The sequence below is a fragment of the Pseudolysobacter antarcticus genome (assembly GCF_004168365.1).
In the GTDB taxonomy this organism is placed as follows: Bacteria; Pseudomonadota; Gammaproteobacteria; order Xanthomonadales; family Rhodanobacteraceae; genus Pseudolysobacter; species Pseudolysobacter antarcticus.
Window position 1 is genome coordinate 2,170,763 of the sequence record NZ_CP035704.1, and the last position, 18,651, is coordinate 2,189,413.

At 56.8% G+C, this 18,651-nt stretch carries 13 protein-coding genes and 1 tRNA gene; 12 read left to right on the forward strand and 2 right to left on the reverse strand.

Features of this window, described 5'->3' with window-relative positions; all coding sequences use genetic code 11:
* Positions 1-47 precede the first annotated feature (47 nt).
* Positions 48-1,010, reverse strand: coding sequence for a thioredoxin-disulfide reductase (gene trxB, locus ELE36_RS09225; RefSeq protein WP_129832786.1), 963 nt, complete (start codon positions 1,008-1,010; stop codon positions 48-50).
* Positions 1,011-1,323: 313 nt separating this feature from the next.
* Here trxB and ald point away from each other — a divergent pair, with 313 nt between their 5' ends.
* The 11 genes from ald (at position 1,324) to ELE36_RS09280 (ending at position 15,674) form a co-directional block, all read left to right on the forward strand.
* On the forward strand, positions 1,324-2,388 hold the full coding sequence (gene ald, locus ELE36_RS09230) for an alanine dehydrogenase (protein ID WP_129832787.1): 1,065 nt from the start codon (positions 1,324-1,326) through the stop codon (positions 2,386-2,388).
* A 100-nt stretch (positions 2,389-2,488) separates the two neighbouring features.
* Positions 2,489-4,762 carry a DNA translocase FtsK gene (locus ELE36_RS09235; protein ID WP_129832788.1) on the forward strand — a complete coding sequence of 758 codons (2,274 nt, stop codon included), beginning with the start codon at positions 2,489-2,491 and terminating at the stop codon, positions 4,760-4,762.
* Between the two features lie 2 nt (positions 4,763-4,764).
* Entirely contained in the window at positions 4,765-5,775 is a 1,011-nt protein-coding gene (locus ELE36_RS09240) for a hypothetical protein (RefSeq protein ID WP_129832789.1), read from the forward strand.
* Positions 5,776-5,846: 71 nt separating this feature from the next.
* Entirely contained in the window at positions 5,847-6,497 is a 651-nt protein-coding gene (lolA, locus tag ELE36_RS09245) for an outer membrane lipoprotein periplasmic chaperone LolA (protein WP_129832790.1), read from the forward strand.
* A 38-nt stretch (positions 6,498-6,535) separates the two neighbouring features.
* Positions 6,536-7,876: a replication-associated recombination protein A gene (locus ELE36_RS09250; protein ID WP_129832791.1), complete on the forward strand. Its 1,341-nt coding sequence runs from the start codon at positions 6,536-6,538 to the stop codon at positions 7,874-7,876.
* Between the two features lie 94 nt (positions 7,877-7,970).
* Positions 7,971-9,248, forward strand: coding sequence for a serine--tRNA ligase (gene serS / locus ELE36_RS09255; RefSeq protein ID WP_129832792.1), 1,278 nt, complete (start codon positions 7,971-7,973; stop codon positions 9,246-9,248).
* A 293-nt stretch (positions 9,249-9,541) separates the two neighbouring features.
* Positions 9,542-9,631, forward strand: a tRNA-Ser gene (locus ELE36_RS09260).
* Between the two features lie 121 nt (positions 9,632-9,752).
* A complete protein-coding gene (locus tag ELE36_RS09265) occupies positions 9,753-10,118 on the forward strand; it encodes a hypothetical protein (protein ID WP_129832793.1) in 366 nt (121 codons plus the stop codon).
* Positions 10,118-12,604: an Hsp70 family protein gene (locus tag ELE36_RS09270; RefSeq protein WP_129832794.1), complete on the forward strand. Its 2,487-nt coding sequence runs from the start codon at positions 10,118-10,120 to the stop codon at positions 12,602-12,604. The genes ELE36_RS09265 and ELE36_RS09270 overlap by 1 nt, the downstream gene beginning before the upstream one ends.
* A 2-nt stretch (positions 12,605-12,606) precedes the next feature.
* Positions 12,607-14,031 (forward strand): AAA family ATPase, encoded by a 1,425-nt coding sequence (locus tag ELE36_RS09275; protein ID WP_129832795.1) that lies wholly within the window; start codon positions 12,607-12,609, stop codon positions 14,029-14,031.
* Positions 14,031-15,674, forward strand: a complete 1,644-nt coding sequence (locus ELE36_RS09280) for a hypothetical protein (RefSeq protein WP_129832796.1) — start codon at positions 14,031-14,033, stop codon at positions 15,672-15,674. Before ELE36_RS09275 ends, ELE36_RS09280 begins: the two co-directional genes overlap by 1 nt.
* Before the next feature lie 89 nt (positions 15,675-15,763).
* Here ELE36_RS09280 and ELE36_RS09285 read toward each other — a convergent pair whose 3' ends face one another.
* Positions 15,764-17,806, reverse strand: a complete 2,043-nt coding sequence (locus tag ELE36_RS09285) for a 3-hydroxyacyl-CoA dehydrogenase NAD-binding domain-containing protein (protein ID WP_129832797.1) — start codon at positions 17,804-17,806, stop codon at positions 15,764-15,766.
* Between the two features lie 255 nt (positions 17,807-18,061).
* Here ELE36_RS09285 and rpoE point away from each other — a divergent pair, with 255 nt between their 5' ends.
* A complete protein-coding gene (gene rpoE / locus ELE36_RS09290) occupies positions 18,062-18,649 on the forward strand; it encodes an RNA polymerase sigma factor RpoE (RefSeq protein WP_129832798.1) in 588 nt (195 codons plus the stop codon).
* The last annotated feature ends 2 nt before the right edge of the window (positions 18,650-18,651 follow it).

Consider the following 18,651-nt stretch of genomic DNA (forward strand, 5'->3'; position numbering starts at 1 on the left):
GACCACAAATCAGCGTGGCAGCGATATCGATCGGGTGTGGTCTGCACTCAGTTCACGAGGCCGATCTTGTCGAGATATTTTTCCGCATCGAGCGCGGCCATGCAGCCGCTGCCGGCGGAAGTCACTGCCTGGCGATAGACCGAATCGGCAACGTCGCCGGCGGCGAATACGCCATCGATATTGGTCGATGTGGCGCCGCCGTCGATGCCCGAGCGCACTTGGATATAACCGCTTTTCATGTCGAGCTGATCTTCGAACAACGCCGTGTTCGGCGTGTGCCCGATCGCGACGAACATGCCGCTGACAGTGATGTCCTGAGTCGAATCATCGGTGGTGCTGCGCAGGCGCAAGCCTGTCACGCCGGTGCTGTCGCCGAGCACTTCATCGACGCCGTGATTCCAGATGATATCGACCTTGCCGGCCTGCTGCCGCGCGAACAGTTTGTCCTGCAGGATTTTCTCCGAACGCAACTTGTCACGACGATGGATCAAGGTGACCTTGGCGCAGATATTGGCCAGGTACAGTGCTTCTTCGACCGCCGTATTGCCACCGCCGATTACCGCAACGTGCTGGTCGCGGAAAAAGAAGCCATCGCAAGTGGCGCAGGCCGAAACGCCTTGGCCCTTGAACTTGTCCTCGGATGGAATGCCGAGATATTTTGCTGTGGCACCGGTGGCGATAATCAGCGCATCACAGGTATACGTGCCGCTGTCGCCGGTCAAGCGAAATGGACGTTGCGTGAGTTCGGCGGTATGGATGTGATCGAACAGGATTTCGGTATTGAAGCGCTCGGCGTGTTTTTGCATGCGCTCCATCAAGCCCGGGCCTTGCAGGCCTTCGACATCGCCCGGCCAGTTGTCCACTTCGGTGGTGGTCATCAGCTGGCCGCCTTGCTGCAGTCCGGTGATCAGGACCGGCTTGAGATTGGCGCGCGCCGCGTACACCGCTGCGGTATAGCCCGCGGGACCGGAACCGAGGATGAGAAGGCGGCTGTGCTTGGGTGTGCTCATGTATAATCCTAGAGATAATTTAATGGTGCTTGTTGCCGTACCTGATCCAGCGTCGCCGGAAACCGCATTGTCGCTCAAGCAACACGCGGATATCACCCGACGTTTCGAATTTTCCTCGTCGATGCAAGCCGCTGCGCACTATGCGGATCGGAATGCTTGCGACTGGTGAAGGAGACCGGAGAATGGGGTGGATCTTGCACCGAATCAAGACGCCACGGCGATGACGATAGATCTGGGTAACGTCGCGGCGAGGTAATGGTTAAAGAATCACCATAAGAAATTTCGCATCATCAAAAAACTATCTGGAGGCTGTATGCGTATCGGTATTCCGTCTGAAACCAAGACCCTTGAAGGGCGAGTAGCACTTGTGCCCGCGGCCTGCGCCGATCTGGTGCGACGTGGTCACGAGGTTTATTTGCAATCCGGCGCTGGCATCAAGAGCAGTTTTGCCGATGCCGAATACGAGCGCGTCGGCGTCAAGCTCGTGCCGGATGCGGCGGCGCTGTACGAAGTCGGCGAACTGATCGTCAAGGTCAAGGAACCGATCGAAGGCGATCTGAAACTGCTGCGCAAACATCATTTGTTGTTCTGTTATCTGCATCTGGCCGCCGAGCCGCACCTGACCAAAAGCCTGCTCGATATCGGTCTGACCGGCATCGCGTTTGAAAGTGTCGAAGAAGCCGATGGCTCGCTGCCGTTGCTCGCGCCGATGTCGATCATCGCCGGTCGCATTGCGGTGCAGATCGGTACGCATCTGTTGCATCAGCCGATGGGCGGCAAGGGCAAGTTGCTCGGTGGCTTACCGTCGACCGAGCGCGGGAAGGTCGTCGTGCTCGGCGCCGGTGCGGCGGGCGGCAATTCCGCAGCGCTGGCCGCGGCCGGTGGTGCGAATGTGGTGGTATTCGACAAGCGCCCGGATCGTCTCGCGCAGATGATGGCCCTCGGCACCAACGTCACGGCCTTGTATCCATACGAAGAATACGTCGCGCGTGAAGTGCGCGATGCCGACCTCGTGATTGGCGCGGTGCTGATCCCGAGCGCCAAGGCGCCGCACGTCGTCACCGCGGCGATGGTCAAGAGCATGGAAGCGGGCAGTGTGCTCGCCGATATTTCGATCGACCAGGGCGGTTGTTTCGAAACCTCGAAGCCGACCACGTGGAAAGATCCGACCTATGTGGTCGACGGTGTGACCCATTTTGCCGTGACCAACATGCCGGGTGCTGTTCCGCAGACCTCTTCGCAGGCGATTTCGGCGGCGATCCTGCCGTACGTGCAACGCCTCACGCGTGACAATTGGCGCCAGTACGCACCGCTGCAGGGTGGTGTGAATATCGCGGCTGGCGAGATTGTTCATCCGGCGCTAAAGGCAAACGTTTAATCGTCTGTGTAGAATGGGTTACACGATAAACCTAAGGTAAAATCAACTGGTGGCGCGCGAGTCAAAAAGTAAACCTGTCAAGGTGGGGATGGCCGATCACATGCAACGTCGCTTGCGCGAAACTGCGTTCCTGCTGTTGTTGCCTGTGGTCGTTTATATCCTCGCGTGTCTGCTCAGTTACAGCCCGCACGATCCGGGCTGGTCGCATGCCGGCCAGCCCGATCATGTGCAAAATTTTGGCGGCACGATCGGTGCGTGGACCGCCGATCTGGCATTTTCTTTATGCGGTTATCTTGCGTATGCGTTCCCGTTGCTGCTGCTGGTGATCGGCTGGAGCCTGTTTCGCGGTCGCGAAAGCAGCAGCGAATCGGCGCTCGAACCGAGTTTGCGGCTGATCGGTGGCGTGGCCTTTTTTGTTGCCGGCACGGGCTTGGCGCATCTGCATTTCACCGGCCCGACCAAGTTGCCCGAACACGCAGGCGGCATCTTCGGTCGTCTGGTCGGCGACTCGCTGATGCATGGCTCAGGTTTTCTCGGCGCCACATTATTTTTGCTGGCGTTGTTCCTGATTGCTGTGACACTCGCGACCGGGCTGTCGTGGTTTCGTTTGATGGATGCGATCGGTCGCAGTCTGCTGAACGTGATCGGCTGGTTCGGCAACAACGCACGCAAGGCGGAAGACTGGAACGTCGCCCGTGTGGCCAGAGTCGAGCGCGAAGTGGTGCGCAAGATCGATACGGTCAAGCAAGCGCGACGCGAGCCGATCAGGATTGAATCGACGCCAAAAACGATCGAGAAAAGCGAGCGCGCCCAGCGCGAAACGCAGATTCCACTGTTTGCCGGCTCCTCCGGCATCAGCGAGGTTCCGCCTTTGTCGCTGCTCGATGAGCCGAAGCAGCAGGTCAAAGGTTATTCGAAGGAGACGCTCGACGCGATCTCGCGCCAGGTGGAACTCAAGCTGCGCGATTTCCGCATCGAGGCGCAAGTCGTCGGTGCGTATCCCGGCCCGGTCATCACGCGTTTCGAGATGCAGCCGGCGCCGGGCATCAAGGGCAGCCAGATTTCCAGCCTCGACAAGGATATTGCTCGCGGCCTGTCAGTGACCAGCGTGCGCGTCGTCGATGTGATCCCGGGAAAGTCCGTGATCGGCCTGGAAATCCCGAATACCAATCGCGAGATCGTCTACTTGTCCGAGATGCTCAGTTCGGAAAAATACGACAGCATGAAATCGCCACTCGCGCTTGCGCTCGGCAAGGATATCGGCGGCGCGCCGGTGGTGGTGGATCTGCAAAAAATGCCACATCTGCTGGTCGCCGGCACGACCGGTTCGGGTAAATCCGTGGCACTGAATGCGATGGTGCTGAGCCTGTTGTTCAAGGCCACCAAGGACGACGTGCGCATGATCATGATCGATCCGAAGATGCTCGAATTGTCGGTGTACGACCGCATTCCGCATCTGCTCGCGCCGGTCGTTACCGACATGAAAGAAGCGGCGAACGCGCTGCGCTGGTGCGTCGCGGAAATGGAGCGACGCTACAAACTCATGGCTGCGGTCGGTGTGCGCAATCTGGCCGGATTCAATAAAAAAGTACGCGATGCCGAAGACAGCGGTCAGCCGTTGCTGGATCCTTTTTTTGTACCGAAACCGGATTTCCCTTCCGCCACCGCGCAGCCGCTGAAATCGCTGTATTACCTCGTCATCATCATCGACGAATTCGCCGACATGATGATGATCGTCGGCAAGAAGGTCGAAGAACTGATCGCGCGTCTAGCGCAGAAGGCACGTGCTGCTGGCGTGCATTTGATTCTGGCGACGCAGCGGCCATCGGTCGATGTCATCACCGGCCTGATCAAGGCGAATATTCCGACGCGCATCGCGTTCCAGGTGTCGAGCAAGATCGACTCGCGCACGATTCTCGATCAATCCGGCGCCGAGGCGCTGCTTGGTCACGGCGACATGCTGTACTTGCCGCCCGGCACGGCGTCGCCCGAGCGCGTGCACGGCGCATTTGTCAGCGATGAAGAAGTGCACAAGGTCGTCGCGCATCTTCGCGCGCAGGGCAGCCCCGAATATATCGGCGGCGTGCTCGAAGAAGTGCAGGCGCTGGCCGATGGCCGCGTGATCAACGAAAGCGGCCTGCCCGAAGAAGCCAGCAATAGCGACGATGGCGACTACGACGCGCTCTACGATCAGGCCGTGCAGATCGTCACCGAATCGCGGCGCGCCTCGATTTCCGGCGTGCAGCGTCGTCTCAAGATCGGCTACAACCGCGCCGCGCGCATGATCGAGAAAATGGAAGCCGAAGGCGTAGTCAGCGCGCCCGAACACAACGGCAACCGCGAGGTGCTCGCGCCGGCGCCGCCCAAGGATTGAACATGCAACAGCAGATCCGCCGAATTAGTGTTATCGCACTTGTGCTGGCGGCATATGCGTTAGGTTGGGCCGTGACGCATGTTTTGTCGCATCCCGCGCCGGCGTGGACCGCGTTGACGGATTTTTGCGTAACCATGCCTCTCATTGGCGCGTGGTTTGCACGGCGCACACCAAAACTCGCGTTGCGCCGGGCGTTACTGCTTTTTGGTATCGGTCTGCTTGCAGCGCGCCTGTTGTTGCCGGTCGAGACGCTGCCGATGTTTGGTGCATTCGCCAACTTGCGCACATTCGGTATGGCCATTCTCGGTTTGTTCGAAATTGGGGCCGTCTTGGCGATGCTGCGTATGCTGGTCGCATCGCGTGCCGACGAGAACCCTGAGTTGTTGATTGAGGCGAATATCTCGAAGCGATTTGGTGCCCATCCGGCGGCTGGAATATTCAAGGCCGAAGCGCGCATGTGGCTGCATTTGCTGTCGCGTCGACGCGAATGGAAATTCCCGGGCGTGATGCATTTCAGCTATCACCGACGCGACGGCATGCAGTCGCTACTATTCGGTTTCATCATCGTGATCCTGCTGCAAATACCGTTCGAGCACCTGTTGTTGAGTCTGTGGCACCCTGCTGCTGCGTGGTGCATCAGTGCGCTTTCGCTGTATTCCGTGCTGTGGATGATCGCGCATTATCGTGCTGTGACGCGGCGCCCGATTTCACTGGAAGATGATCGTCTGATCATACGCAATGGTGTGTTCGGCGATGTAGCCGTACCGCTGAATGCCCTTGCGCGCATTGCGCCCTTGCGCGCGAGCATCGACATGCATGCGAATCGACGCGTACCCGGACAGCGTCGCATCGGCAGCAATGGCAATCTGCTGATCGAGTTCCGCCAGCCGTTGGCACTGGCTTCCATCATCGGTTCGCGCAATTACAACAGCTTGCGCTTCGGCGCCGATACGCCGCAACGGCTGGTAGATGCAGTGAATGCGCGCCTTGTGCAGATTAACGCGCTGACATGAATGCCGATGCGGCGGTCAGCCATTCAGCCATGCGTTGCCATACTGGAAATCATTTTTCACGGACAATTTTCATGCGACTGATTGTTTGGCTGGTCTTGGTTTTGAACTGCATTCCGGTGATTGCTGCCGACACCGCGCGTTCGCGCATGGAAACTTTCTCGAAGGATTTGAAATCGGTTTCGGGCAGTTTTACCCAGCAGGTTTTCGATAACGCCAATCATGCGCGCGATCGCACCAGCGGCACGCTGTCATTGCAGGCGCCGCGACAGTTTCGCTGGGATACGAATGCGCCGTACAAACAACTCATCGTCGCCGACGGTGAGCGCGTATGGATTTACGATCCCGATCTGGAGCAAGTCACGGTGCGTAATCTAGGCACCGAAGAGGCGCATAGTCCGTTGACGATACTGACCGATCTCGATCAGCTTGATCGCCAATACACGACTAGCGAGCAGGGCGAGCATGACGGTTATCTCTGGCTGCGTTTGAAGTCGAAGGACAAGGAGCCGGAATTCGAATACGCCGACCTCGGCCTCGACGAACGCGGCCTGAAACGCATGGTCTTTCTCGACAAGCTCGGCAATCGCACCGAGATTGTGTTTTCGGATTGGCAGCGCAATAAAAAACTCAGCGCCGACAGCTTCAAGTTCGTACCACCGAAAGGCACCGACGTGATCGGCAATGCCGAGCCGACGAGCGAAGTTTTTCCGGTCAAGAATTGAACCGAACTTGCGCTTGATGCATCTCGTATGATGACCTAATGGCTCGTCGAATCCCGTCCAAGACACCCGAACTTTTTCCCGAACCGCAGGGCCTGAAACCGTTGGCCGAGCGCATGCGTCCGCGCTCGCTGGATGAGATGGTCGGGCAGGAGCGTCTGCTCGCGCCTGATTCCGCGTTACGGCGCGCGATCGAGGCCGGGCATATCCATTCGATGATTTTGTGGGGCCCGCCGGGCTGCGGCAAAACCACGTTGGCATTGTTGCTGGCGCGTTATGCCGATGCCGAGTTTCGCGCGATTTCCGCAGTGTTGTCCGGCCTGGCCGATGTACGCGCCGCGCTGGCCGAGGCCGAGGTGAATTTCGCGCAAGGCAAACGCAGTGTGCTGTTTGTCGACGAGGTGCACCGTTTCAACAAATCGCAGCAGGATGCGTTTCTGCCGCATATCGAGCGCGGCATAATTTTGTTCGTCGGCGCGACTACCGAAAATCCTTCGTTCGAACTGAACTCCGCGCTGCTGTCGCGCTGCCGCGTGCACGTGATGGATGCGCTGAAGGTGCCGGATATTGTCGCCGCACTGAAACGCGCGCTGGCTGATGCCGAACGCGGCCTCGGCGCAATGCAGCTCGATGTCGGCGATGATTCATTGCAACTCATCGCGCAGGCTGCCGACGGCGACGTGCGCCGTGCGCTGACCTTGCTCGAAATTGCCGCTGATGTCGCGGTGGATGGCGTCATCGACCAGCGCACGTTGGCGCAGGTATTGGCTGATCGTACGCGGCGTTTCGATAAAGGCGGCGAGCAGTTTTACGATCAGATTTCAGCGTTGCACAAATCGGTGCGCAGCTCGGATCCGGACGCCGCGTTGTACTGGTTTTCGCGCATGCTCGATGGTGGCTGCGATCCGCAGTATCTGGCGCGGCGTCTGTTGCGCATGTCGTACGAGGATATCGGTTTGGCCGATCCGAAAGCGATGTCGCTGGTGCTAGATGCGTGGCAAACCTATGAGCGTCTCGGCAGCCCGGAAGGCGATCTGGTACTCGCGGAAATGGCCGTCTATCTCGCGCTCGCACCGAAGAGCAATGCGATCTACGCCGCGTTTAATGCGGTCAAGGCCGATATCCGCGAGCACGGCACGCTCGATGTGCCAATGCATTTGCGCAACGCGCCGACCAAACTCATGAAAGAGATCGGCTACGGCAAGGGTTATCAGTACGATCACGATCTGCAGGGCGGCGTTGCGCTCGATCAACAATGCCTGCCGGATGTGATCGCGGGGCGCGAGTATTACCAGCCGACCGAGCGTGGTCTCGAGCAGCGCATCCGCGAAAAACTCGAGGCCTTGCGCGCGCAACGGCGTAAAGCGCGTGGCGAGCAATAAGCGCGAATGGACTCTCGGATGATCGCGGCGTTTGCACAGCCACTAGCGCAACCGCGATAATCCGCACCCTTGTCGCAAACCCAGGATTCACGCAATGCTCGATCCCGCCCTGTTACGCGGTCAGCTCGAAACGGTCGCCGCACGCCTGCGCGAAACGCGTGGTCTGACTTTGGATGTAGCCAGTCTGCAGACCTTGGAATCCGAGCGCAAAACGCTGCAGGCCGAAACGCAGGAATTGCAGAATCTGCGTAACACGCGTTCGAAGGCGATCGGCATCGCGAAAGGCAAGGGCGAAGACACGGCCGCGCTCATGGCCGAAGTCGCCGAGGTTGCCGACAAACTCAAATCCAACGAACAGCGGCTCGCAGAAACGCAAGCGAAGTTGCTCGATATCCAGCTCGGTTTGCCGAACCTGCTGCATGAATCTGTGCCACTCGGCAAGGACGAAAGTGCCAACGTTGAGATCAGCCGCTGGGGTACACCGCGACAATTCGATTTTGCGGTAAAGGATCATGTTGAACTCGGCGCGCGTAACGGCTGGATGGACGCCGAAGTCGCTGCGAAAATTTCCGGGTCGCGCTTCACTGTGCTGCGTGGACAACTCGCGCATCTGCATCGCGCGCTCGCGCAATTCATGCTCGATCTGCACACGCGCGAGCACGGTTATCTCGAATGCAATGTGCCGCTGCTGGTGAACGCCGAGGCGATGCAGGGCACGGGGCAGTTGCCGAAATTCGAGGAGGATCTATTTTCGATATCGGGCGAGATCAAACGTTATCTGATTCCGACAGCCGAAGTGTCGCTGACCAATCTCGTCGCCGGCGAGATCGTTGATGCCGAAAAATTGCCGATGAAACTCACCGCGCATTCGATGTGCTTCCGCGCTGAGGCCGGATCGTACGGGCGCGATGTGCGCGGCATGATCCGCCAGCATCAGTTCGAGAAAGTCGAGCTTGTGCAGATCGCAAAACCTGCTGAATCCGAAGCCGCGCACGAAGCCATGACCGGCCACGCCGAGCGCGTTTTGCAAGCGCTGGAATTGCCGTATCGCAAACTGCTTTTGTGCACTGGCGACATGGGCTTTTCTGCGGCCAAGACCTACGATCTCGAAGTTTGGTTGCCAGCGCAGAATTCGTACCGCGAGATTTCGTCGTGCTCCAATTGCACCGATTTCCAGGCGCGCCGCATGCAGGCACGCTGGCGCAATCCGGAAACCGGAAAACCCGAGTTGGTACACACGCTCAACGGCTCCGGTGTCGCCATTGGTCGCGCGCTTGTCGCGGTGATGGAAAACAACCAGCAGGCCGATGGCAGCATTCGAGTACCGAAAATTTTGCAGCCGTACATGGGCGGACTGGAAGTAATCAGCTAAACTATCGCTATCGATGAATTCGCCGTAGCGTTTAAAAGAGCGTCATCCCAGCGAAGGCTGGGATCCAGTTCTTCAAGCCTACGGCATAGCGATGAGATAGATCTAGGTGCCGCGCGCAACGCGCCAGTGCCGCAAAAAGTTTATGGAGAGGTGGCCGAGCGGTTTGAGGCTGTGGTGCAGGACCACCACAGAACAGCGGAGCTGGCCCGAAGGGCGTAGGGCAGGATGCCCGGAGTCAAACTGCCGTGGGGCGCGCAACGCGCAACGCGCGCCTGCGGTGCGAAAAGTTTTATGGAGAGGTGGCCGAGTGGTTTAAGGCAGCAGTCTTGAAAACTGCCGTGGATGTGAGTCCACCGTGGGTTCGAATCCCACCCTCTCCGCCAATTTTCAATGTGACTCATTGTGATGATAGGCGGGAAATGCTAATAATCCCGGGGTACTGCATACATCCCAATATGCGAGTATTAAATAGGGTTGCGTTTTTTTGTATAGCGTGGTGAAGAAATGTATGAACTTGAGCGGTCGTTGCCACCTGATTCAGAATTGCTGCTTGATCTCGCCATCGACTCATGGAAGTTCGCACGTCTTTTTAGCCGCGTACTCACAAAGCTGGAAGCGGGAGAGCACAATCGTTTCGCCAACCAGCTGCTCTATTTCCAACGCCGCATTGACAGCACCTTGAGTGCAATAGGCGCGCGGTTGGAATCCCTGGAAGGATTGCCCTTTGAAGCGGGCATGGCAGCGTCGCCACTGAACTTGCAGGATTTCCAAGATGGCGACTTGCTCGTCATCGACCAGATGCTTGAGCCTATAGTCATGGGTCCTGAAGGTGTGCTTCGGATGGGCACACTGATGTTGAGGAAAGTTTGATGCCGTACTACGCAGGAATTGATCTCGGAACAACCAACAGCGCCATCTATACCTTTGATGGCGAAACCTTGAAGCTTTGGAAGAGCCCGGACGGCAAAGATGTAACACCTTCAGCCATCTATTTTGATCGCCGAAGCAAATACTTCGGAACCCGAGCCTATGACATGGTCCCCCAAGACAAGGAACGTGCGGCCATCCTCTTCAAGCGCGTCATGGGGACAAGCACGCCGATCAAAATCAAAGGCCTATCAGAGGCACTAACCCCAGAGCAATGCTCTGCGGAAATCTTGAAAGTGTTGTTCGGCTACCTACCAGAAGAGATTCGTTCTCAAGTGGCTGGTACCGTTATTACGGTGCCAGCCGCCTTCAATCAAATGCAGAAAGACGCGACAATGCAGGCTGCAGAGCTCGCCGGGATAGGGGCAGTTCAGCTAATGCAGGAGCCAGTCGCGGCTGTGATGAGCGTCATGCGGGCGCGCCCATCGAATGGCACGTTCATCATTTATGACCTGGGTGGCGGCACCTTGGACGTCGCAATCGCCGAGGGAATAGATGGTCGTGTAAGCCTGTCCGCTCACGGTGGCATCGAGATGTGTGGCGGCCGTGATTGGGACAGAGCAATCGTCACCAACGTTGTACGCCCGTGGCTGGAAAAGAATTTCAAGCTCCCAGAGGACGTTGCCGTCGATCCGAAGTACAAGCGGTTGATCGCAATGTTGCCATGGGCGGCCGAGAAAGCAAAAATCGATCTGTCTTCTCGCAGTGATGCGCTAGTTAGCCTCTCAGAGGCCGAAGTGCGCTTGCAGGATATCAACGGTACCGATATCTACGTTGAGGCACCAATAACACGCGAAGTGCTTGATCAATTGATCGACGAACAACTCAAAGCGTCGATCGAAGCTGTTCGCGAGACAATGAACAAGGCTGGTCTTTCCTCCCAAGATATCGACCGTGTTGTATTCGTCGGCGGGCCGACGCAATACAAAACAGTGCGAGATCGCGTTGCTTTCGAACTAGGAATTTCAGGTGCGATGGACGTGGACCCAATGACGGCCGTTGCCGCTGGCGCAGCGGTCTTCGCCGAATCCGTTGACTGGGCATCTGCTCGCCGTGGTAGAAAATCGAACCGCGGTTCTATTGCAATGGGCAATGAGTTGGCGGTCAGCTTCCATTTCAACTCACGTACCCCGAATGTGCGCGCGCAATTCTTGGTGACGGTAACTGGGCAAGTCGATCCAGGGGCGGAGTTCCAAATCGAGAGCCTCGAAACAGGTTGGAGCTCCGGCCGATTGGTCCTCAAAGATGGGGCAAGTGTGGACCTCATGCTTTCGAAGTTAGGCGAGAACCAATTCAAGATTTTTGTCTTTGGTGCGGCCGGTGTGCCTCTAGCGCTGAAAACGGATCGAATTTCCATCACGCGCACCGCGGCATCAATCGACGCAATCCCAGCTTCTCACTCCATCGGAGTGGAGGCCAGAACCACGTCGGGCGGCGCCTCCGCAATGTGCTGGCTTGTGCGTTCTGGCGATCTCCTACCAATGAAAGGGCAGCGAAAATTTTTCGCCGACGAATCGCTGCGCGCCGGTTCCAATGGAGCATTGGTGTTCAAGCTCTGGGAAGGGGAGATAGTTTCCCCTGCGAGCCAGAACCGGCTCATGGGTGCGCTCAAGGTTAAGGGCACCGATATCGAGCAAGGTGTGATTGCGCGGGGCGCAGAACTCATCTGCGACTACGAGGTCTCGGATTCAGGATTAGTCACCCTTGAAGTTTCCGTACCTTCCATCGCAGGTACGTTTCGCTCGGGGCACAATTTCTATTCACGTATGGAAGGCCAAATCGACTATACCGCAGCTGGCAAGCTTGTCTTGGAAGAAGGGACGCGGCAACTTGAACGGCTCGACGCGATTGCCGAGAAGATCAACGATCCGCAGATTGAGGTCGCACGAGAAAAGCTTGATGACGCCTTATCGTTGAGCGAACAGGAGACTGATCCGGAAAAATCCAAACAAGCAATGGATCATGTCCACGAGGCCAAGCGATTGATTGCCAAAATTCGGGAGGCGCATCTCAAGGTCATGCGCAGGATGGATTTAGACGGCCTGGTTGAATACTTCAATGACTATGTTCGCGAACACGCCAAGCCATCCGAAGCTTCGCAATTTGAAAATGCTGTACGCAATGCTGGCCGAGCGATTGAATCCAACGACGCTGAATTCGAGAACCTCCTCGATGACTTGCGTGGCAAGAACTGGGACATTCTCTGGCGGCAGGACTCCTTCGTTCTCGCACGTTTTCAGTACTTGGCAAAATCTGCACACTTGTTCGTTGATCAGGTTGAGTTTACGCAGCTTGTGACGGTAGGCGAGCAAGCAGCGAAATCGGACGACATGCAAAAGCTTCGCGAAGTAGTGTTGTTACTGAACTACCGGCGCATTCGTGCAGGCGACGACGATATGACCTCCGACGCGAACATCATCCAAGCCTGACAATGCCAATCGACCCATGGCTGCCGCGAGGTTTCACCCCGAAGGATGGGATTGTCCTGCACCGTTGTGTATCGGCGGGAGATCGTTGGCAGATCTACGAATCATCTGCGCGCGGGCGGATTCTCGTTGCGCAAACGGAACTGGCCGACGCGTGGGTTGACGCTGGGCTGCTGTCATCTGGACTCCTGTTTTCATGCAATTTCGGGCCGAGAGGATTGCGGTTGTTGGAAGGTGGTCGAGGCCATCGACTAGAGCCTGTTGATGAAGCCGCTCCACCGTCCAGCCTAAGCGAATGCCAAGCGTTTGCCGGTTCGTTGGCTGCGAGCCGCTTGATTGATTCGGATAGCGGGTTTCATGACGCGCTCTACGTCGAGCGACTCTCTCGTCTCGTTCCCTCTTACACGCCCGCGCCTGCTGTGGAAGATCTTCTCGTCGCAGGATTTTGGATGACCGGTGGCGTCAATATTTCCCTCAACTCAGTCAGACGCATGCGAGCACTCATGCCGTGGCTGAGCGGGGATCAGCTCAAGACCCTTGTTGGGATCGTTGATGGGCATCCCGTGCTGGAGCCACTACCGATAGCCACCCCGAATGAAAGTTTGCGCGTGCCTGCCGACGTTTCTGTCGAGCCCGACGAGTCAGCGCTTCCTACCCATCAATTCTCTCTGCCTGGTCGGCCGTTGCTGGAGACGTTTTTTAACGAACATGTAGTCGATATCATTCGGAATCATGATCGGTACAAGACTCTGGGCATTGACTTCCCAGGAGCGATCTTGCTTCACGGACCACCAGGGTGTGGCAAGACGTTTGCGATTGAGCAACTAGTCACCTACCTTGATTGGCCGTGTTTCTCGGTCGACTCAGGGAGCATCGGAAGCCCATTCATTCACGAAACCGGTCGCAAAATTTCAGAGATATTTGCGCAAGCGGCGAAAGCATCACCGTCGATCATTGTCATTGACGAGATAGACGCATTCCTCGCTGCGCGCGATGGAGGCATGTCGGGGCAGCATCGCGTTGAGGAGGTAGCCGAATTTCTGCGTGGTATTCCGAAAGCAACTAACAACAGTGTGCTAGTCGTCGGAATGACCAATCGTTTGGAAAGTCTGGATCCTGCCGCAGTGAGAAGGGGGCGGTTCGATCACATCATCGAAGTGGGAATGCCATCAGAGCAAGAAGTGTTTGCGCTTCTCTCCGTCAAGTTCGCCGCGATTCCACATGACCCAAACGTCGATTTGACCAAATTGGCAAAGGAGCTCGCCGGTCGGCCTCTTTCTGATCTGGGATTCATCGTGCGCGAATCTTGTCGGTTATCAGCGAAGGCTGGTAGATCGCGCGTCGAAGCAGGACACGTTGTCGAAGCGATTGAGTCAACGCCATCGCGAGTTCAGCAGGAAGATACTAAGAGACGTATCGGGTTCGTCTGATGGATATCTCTGAAAATCCGTTTTTTGTCCTCGGTGCGACGCCTCGCGATCGTAAATCAAGGTTGATCGAATTATCTGAAAATTTAACCCTAAGCCGAGACCAAGAATTGATTGCTGCAGCCCGCAATACGCTTCTAAATGCTCGCCAACGATTGGCTGCCGAGGTGGCGTGGTTTCCGGGTGTTAGTCCCCAACGAATCGCACTCAATCTAAAATTGTCGCAAGAAAAACCAGTCGTCGCAGCACTGTCTGGTTTGCCTATTTTATGTTGTGCCAATTTGCTTGCTGCAAGCCTTGGTAGGGTAGCAAGAAGGGGTGCTAAGCCAATTCAGGAAGCTATCGCTTCACTTGCCAAGTTGGTCGACGCGTTTGATGCCGCAATTGTGATGCGTGACATCAATGAAGATCGTCAGGCATCAGGCTTTCCGGCCGTTTCAGACCGTGCGCTTGTAGAGGCAGAGCTGACGAACCGCAAAAATTACTACAAACGAGCGATTACGCACCTTCTGGCTTCTACATTATCTGCAGAGCAACGGGTGTCAGTATATGAACGCCTAGTCGCAGAGGGAACGTCTGACGGCGAGGACGAAGCACCGCAGTTGATCAGCGATCTCGTGAACATCTACGAGATCGAAACAAAGGCAGAACTTGATGAGAGGGCGGAAGAAATAGCAGCGTTGATCGAGAAAACACGCGCGATAGCTTCCGTTCACGGATCGGACAGTCATGGGATCCATGGCGCAACGCAACAGATTATCTCATTGCTACGCGTGTGGGACATGATCGCTCAGCCAGTACAGCTGAGTAAGAAAAGCAAAGGCCTTGACCACGCGGAGAGCAGCGCATTAGCGTTCAAAGTGCGCAGTCTCGCAATCGATTTATTTAACGAGCACGATTACCTCAACGAGGCAACGTCTTTAAGTAAAGAACTCGAGAAACTGTTCGCCGAAGTTCCCGCCGTGTTGGACAAGGTAAGCGCAGACATTCAAGCGCTCGACGATATTCACTTAACACGTAACCGGCTCGCCGACGAGGCACGAGAGAAAAAGGCCGAGTTCGCTGCCGCTGTGACTTACGAAACCACTTTCGGGTTGATTTTCAAAGACAGATTCCGCATCTCTGCCGATGGTATCGAATGGAAAAACTCAGTGACCTCGCTGGAATCGATAACGGGTGTTTCATGGGGTGCGATTCGTCATTCGACTAACGGTGTTAATACTGGCACTACGCATCACATCCGCTATCTGGGTAATAGCGCCATGGCGATTGAATTCCGCGACAGTGCAAAGCACAGCGCCATTACGAAGTGCCTGTGGCGTGGTATCTGCGTTCGACTCCTACTTACGATGATAGAGACGTGGAAAAAAGGCGGAAGCGTGCACTTTGGCGGCGTCGAAGTGCGTGATGATGGGATCATGCTAAAACGCCCTCGTCTATTTAAGGCGGACGAACAGGAGTTCCACACGTGGTTCGAACTCGCAAAGGGAGTTCATGATGGCGCGCTGTTCTTTGTCGGTCATAAGGATAAGCGATTCAAAGCCAACCTGAGTTTTATTTCAACATACAACGTCCACGTGCTTGACTTCGTTCTCGACCGAGTTTGGGAGGGTAAAGCGCGCCGACTCAGCGAGACTTTAGATTAAAAATAAGATCAAGCCCGGAAAGAATTCCCGGCTAGTTCGTCGGCGCGTCGCAAAATATCTTCCGCTTTATGGGTGTCTCGTCACGTAAATCAGCCCAACGCCGCGTTATCCCACCCCGCTTTGGGCGCAAAACGTTTCCCATATTTCGCTTCCAGCGCCTCAAGCTGCGCCTTGATCTTGTCGACACCTTCGCTGCGGATATATTGAATCGGGCCGCCACGGAACGGCGCGAAACCGGTGCCGAAGATTACACCGGCATCGAGTAGTTCGGCGTTTTCGACGACGCCATCGTGCAGGGAGGCGACGGCTTCGTTGAGCATCGGCAGGATCATGCGATCGGTGATGTCGGCAGGCTCCTGGTAATTCGGATCGACCGCGGGTTTGACCGGTTTGCCGTTTTCCCACTTGTAGAAACCTTCGCCGTCTTTCTTGCCGCGTTTGCCACTTTGCAGCAGCGCTTCCATGCTCGGTGGCGCTTCGAGGCCGAGAAACGGCGCGAGGATTTTTCCGACCGATGCGGCTACATCCAGTCCCACGGTGTCGGCCAGTTCGATCGGGCCCATCGGCATGCCAAAACGTTTGGCGGCCTTGTCCAGCACTGGCCCGGGCACACCTTCGGCGTACATCATCACGGCTTCGAACTGGTATGGCGTGAGAATGCGATTGACCAGAAATCCCGGTGAACTCTTGACCGGCACGGGCAGTTTGTCGATCGCCCTGGCAAATGCGAGCAGTCGCTTTTGCGCAACCGCATCGACAGCCTCGTGACTTACCACTTCGACCAGCGGCATCTGTGCGACCGGATTGAAATAATGCAGGCCGAGAAATTGGCCGGGGCGTGTGATCACGGTACGCAATTCATCGAGCGGAATGCTTGAGGTGTTGGTCACGAGCAGCGCGGTGGGTTTGAGTTGCGGTTCAACCAGCTGATACACCGCTTGCTTGGCTTCGAGATTTTCGAAGATCGCTTCGATCACGAGGTCGGCATCGGCCACGCCTTTGCCTTCGACATCGGCTTTGAGTCGCGCTGCTGCGGGCGCAATCAGCTCGGGAGTTTTCAGGCGTTTGGCGAACAAGATTTGCGCGCGATCCAGCGCCGGCTGGATGAACTTCATCTCGCGATCCTGCAAGGTCACATCGAAGCCGCGCAACGCACACCACGCGGCAATGTCGCCGCCCATCACACCGGCGCCGATCACGTGCACGCGCTGGATGGCAGCATCGGTGCCGGCGCCGAGGTTTTTCATTTGCTCCTGCAGGAAAAACACGCGGATCAGATTGCGGCAGGTCGGTGTGGTGGCAAGTTTTGCGACCGAACGCGCTTCGAGTTTCAGGCGCTGCGAAATATTCGATCCACCGCGACGCCAGACTTCGATCAGCGCAAACGGTGCGGGATATTGATCGGGCCGTGCCTTGACCGCGGCTTGCTTGCGCACCATTGGCGCGAGAATCTGGCGCACCGGCCAGATGTTGGTGGCCCAGGCGCGCGCGCGCTGCACGATGTCGCGTATGTGGCCGTGCAGGATCAATTCTTTTGCCGACTCGACCAGCAATTCGGCGCTGGTGAGTGCATCGATTAAACCGAGCGCCTTCGCGTTTTCGGCGCTGATAGCGCGACCGGTCAGCATCAAATCGAGTGCCTGCGGTGCGCCGATCAAACGCGGCAAGCGCGCGCTGCCACCCCAGCCCGGATGAATGCCGAGCATGACTTCGGGTAGGCCGATACGCGTGGCCGGATCACGGCTCGCGACACGATAGCGACACGCCAGTGAGAGTTCGGTGCCGCCGCCCATGCAGACGCCGTTGATCGCCGCGACGGTTGGACAGCGCAGGCGCGCGAGGTTCTGGAAAATACGCTGGCCGTTTTCGATCGATTCGAGCACGCGACCTTGTTTGTCGAACTCCTCGAACTCGTGAATATCGGCGCCGACGATGAAGCCGGATTTGCCGGAACGAATGATCACGCCTTTCGGCAATTCCAGGCTCAGGCGTTCGACCATCTGCGCGAGTTCGTCGAGCACGGCGCTGTTGAGCGCGTTGACCGAACTGCCGGCGCGATCGAGCGTGAGCAGGATGATGCCATCGCTGTCGATCTCGTGGCGCCAGTGGGTGAAGCGAAGTCCTTCGAACATGGCGATATCAGTCTGCTGGGATAAGGTGCGGCTATAATCCGGGCAGCGGCGTGCGCGGTCAATCGTAATCGCTGCGAACGCGTTACCATGCGTGCGCTGCAGCGGTTGGGGAGCCGAAGCGAGCTGGCGATATGCCACCGCATAAAGATATGTATGACGATGCTTTTTTCGGCGTCGTCGATGTTGTGAACTTATTGTGATGACCAAGGTCTTAGGCGATGCCTAGCCCGAGTCACGTACTGGAGAAGGGCCCGGATGGGCGAATTAGAATCGGATCAACAGCTGGTTGAGCGTGTGCAGAGCGGCGACAAGCGCGCCTTCGATCTGCTCGTGCGCAAGTACCAGCACAAATTGGTGAGCGTGATCTCGCGCTATATCAAGGACTGGAGCGAATGCCAGGATGTGGCGCAGGAATCGTTCATTCGGGCGTATCGCGCGATCGGCAATTTTCGTGGCGACAGTGCGTTTTATACGTGGATTTACAAGATTGCGATCAACACCGCGAAAAATTATCTGGTGTCACAGAATCGGCGACCACCGACCGACGACATCGCGATCGAAGATGCGGTGTTGCTGGATGGCGGCACGCGGCTGAAAGACAGCGCCACGCCAGAGAACGAAATGTTGCGTCAGGAAATTGAACAAACCGTATTCGCCACGGTCGAACAACTGCCAGAAGAACTGAAAACGGCCATCACTCTCCGCGAAGTGGACGGTCTGAGTTACGAGGAAATCGCGGAGGCAATGAACTGCCCCATCGGTACTGTGCGTTCCCGTATTTTTCGGGCGCGCGAGGCCATTGATATCCAACTTCGACCGCTGCTTGCGGACGGCAAGGCGTAATC

Bases quoted from the DNA above. Each gene is read 5' to 3' on its own strand.
- ELE36_RS09285 (WP_129832797.1), bottom strand. From the start codon at position 17,806: ATGTTCGAAGGACTTCGCTTCACCCACTGGCGCCACGAGATCGACAGC.
- trxB (WP_129832786.1), bottom strand. From the start codon at position 1,010: ATGAGCACACCCAAGCACAGCCGCCTTCTCATCCTCGGTTCCGGTCCC.
- ELE36_RS09270 (WP_129832794.1), top strand. From the start codon at position 10,118: ATGCCGTACTACGCAGGAATTGATCTCGGAACAACCAACAGCGCCATC.
- ELE36_RS09265 (WP_129832793.1), top strand. From the start codon at position 9,753: ATGTATGAACTTGAGCGGTCGTTGCCACCTGATTCAGAATTGCTGCTT.
- lolA (WP_129832790.1), top strand. From the start codon at position 5,847: ATGCGACTGATTGTTTGGCTGGTCTTGGTTTTGAACTGCATTCCGGTG.
- rpoE (WP_129832798.1), top strand. From the start codon at position 18,062: ATGGGCGAATTAGAATCGGATCAACAGCTGGTTGAGCGTGTGCAGAGC.
- ELE36_RS09250 (WP_129832791.1), top strand. From the start codon at position 6,536: ATGGCTCGTCGAATCCCGTCCAAGACACCCGAACTTTTTCCCGAACCG.
- ELE36_RS09275 (WP_129832795.1), top strand. From the start codon at position 12,607: ATGCCAATCGACCCATGGCTGCCGCGAGGTTTCACCCCGAAGGATGGG.
- ELE36_RS09235 (WP_129832788.1), top strand. From the start codon at position 2,489: ATGCAACGTCGCTTGCGCGAAACTGCGTTCCTGCTGTTGTTGCCTGTG.
- ELE36_RS09240 (WP_129832789.1), top strand. From the start codon at position 4,765: ATGCAACAGCAGATCCGCCGAATTAGTGTTATCGCACTTGTGCTGGCG.
- serS (WP_129832792.1), top strand. From the start codon at position 7,971: ATGCTCGATCCCGCCCTGTTACGCGGTCAGCTCGAAACGGTCGCCGCA.
- ald (WP_129832787.1), top strand. From the start codon at position 1,324: ATGCGTATCGGTATTCCGTCTGAAACCAAGACCCTTGAAGGGCGAGTA.
- ELE36_RS09280 (WP_129832796.1), top strand. From the start codon at position 14,031: ATGGATATCTCTGAAAATCCGTTTTTTGTCCTCGGTGCGACGCCTCGC.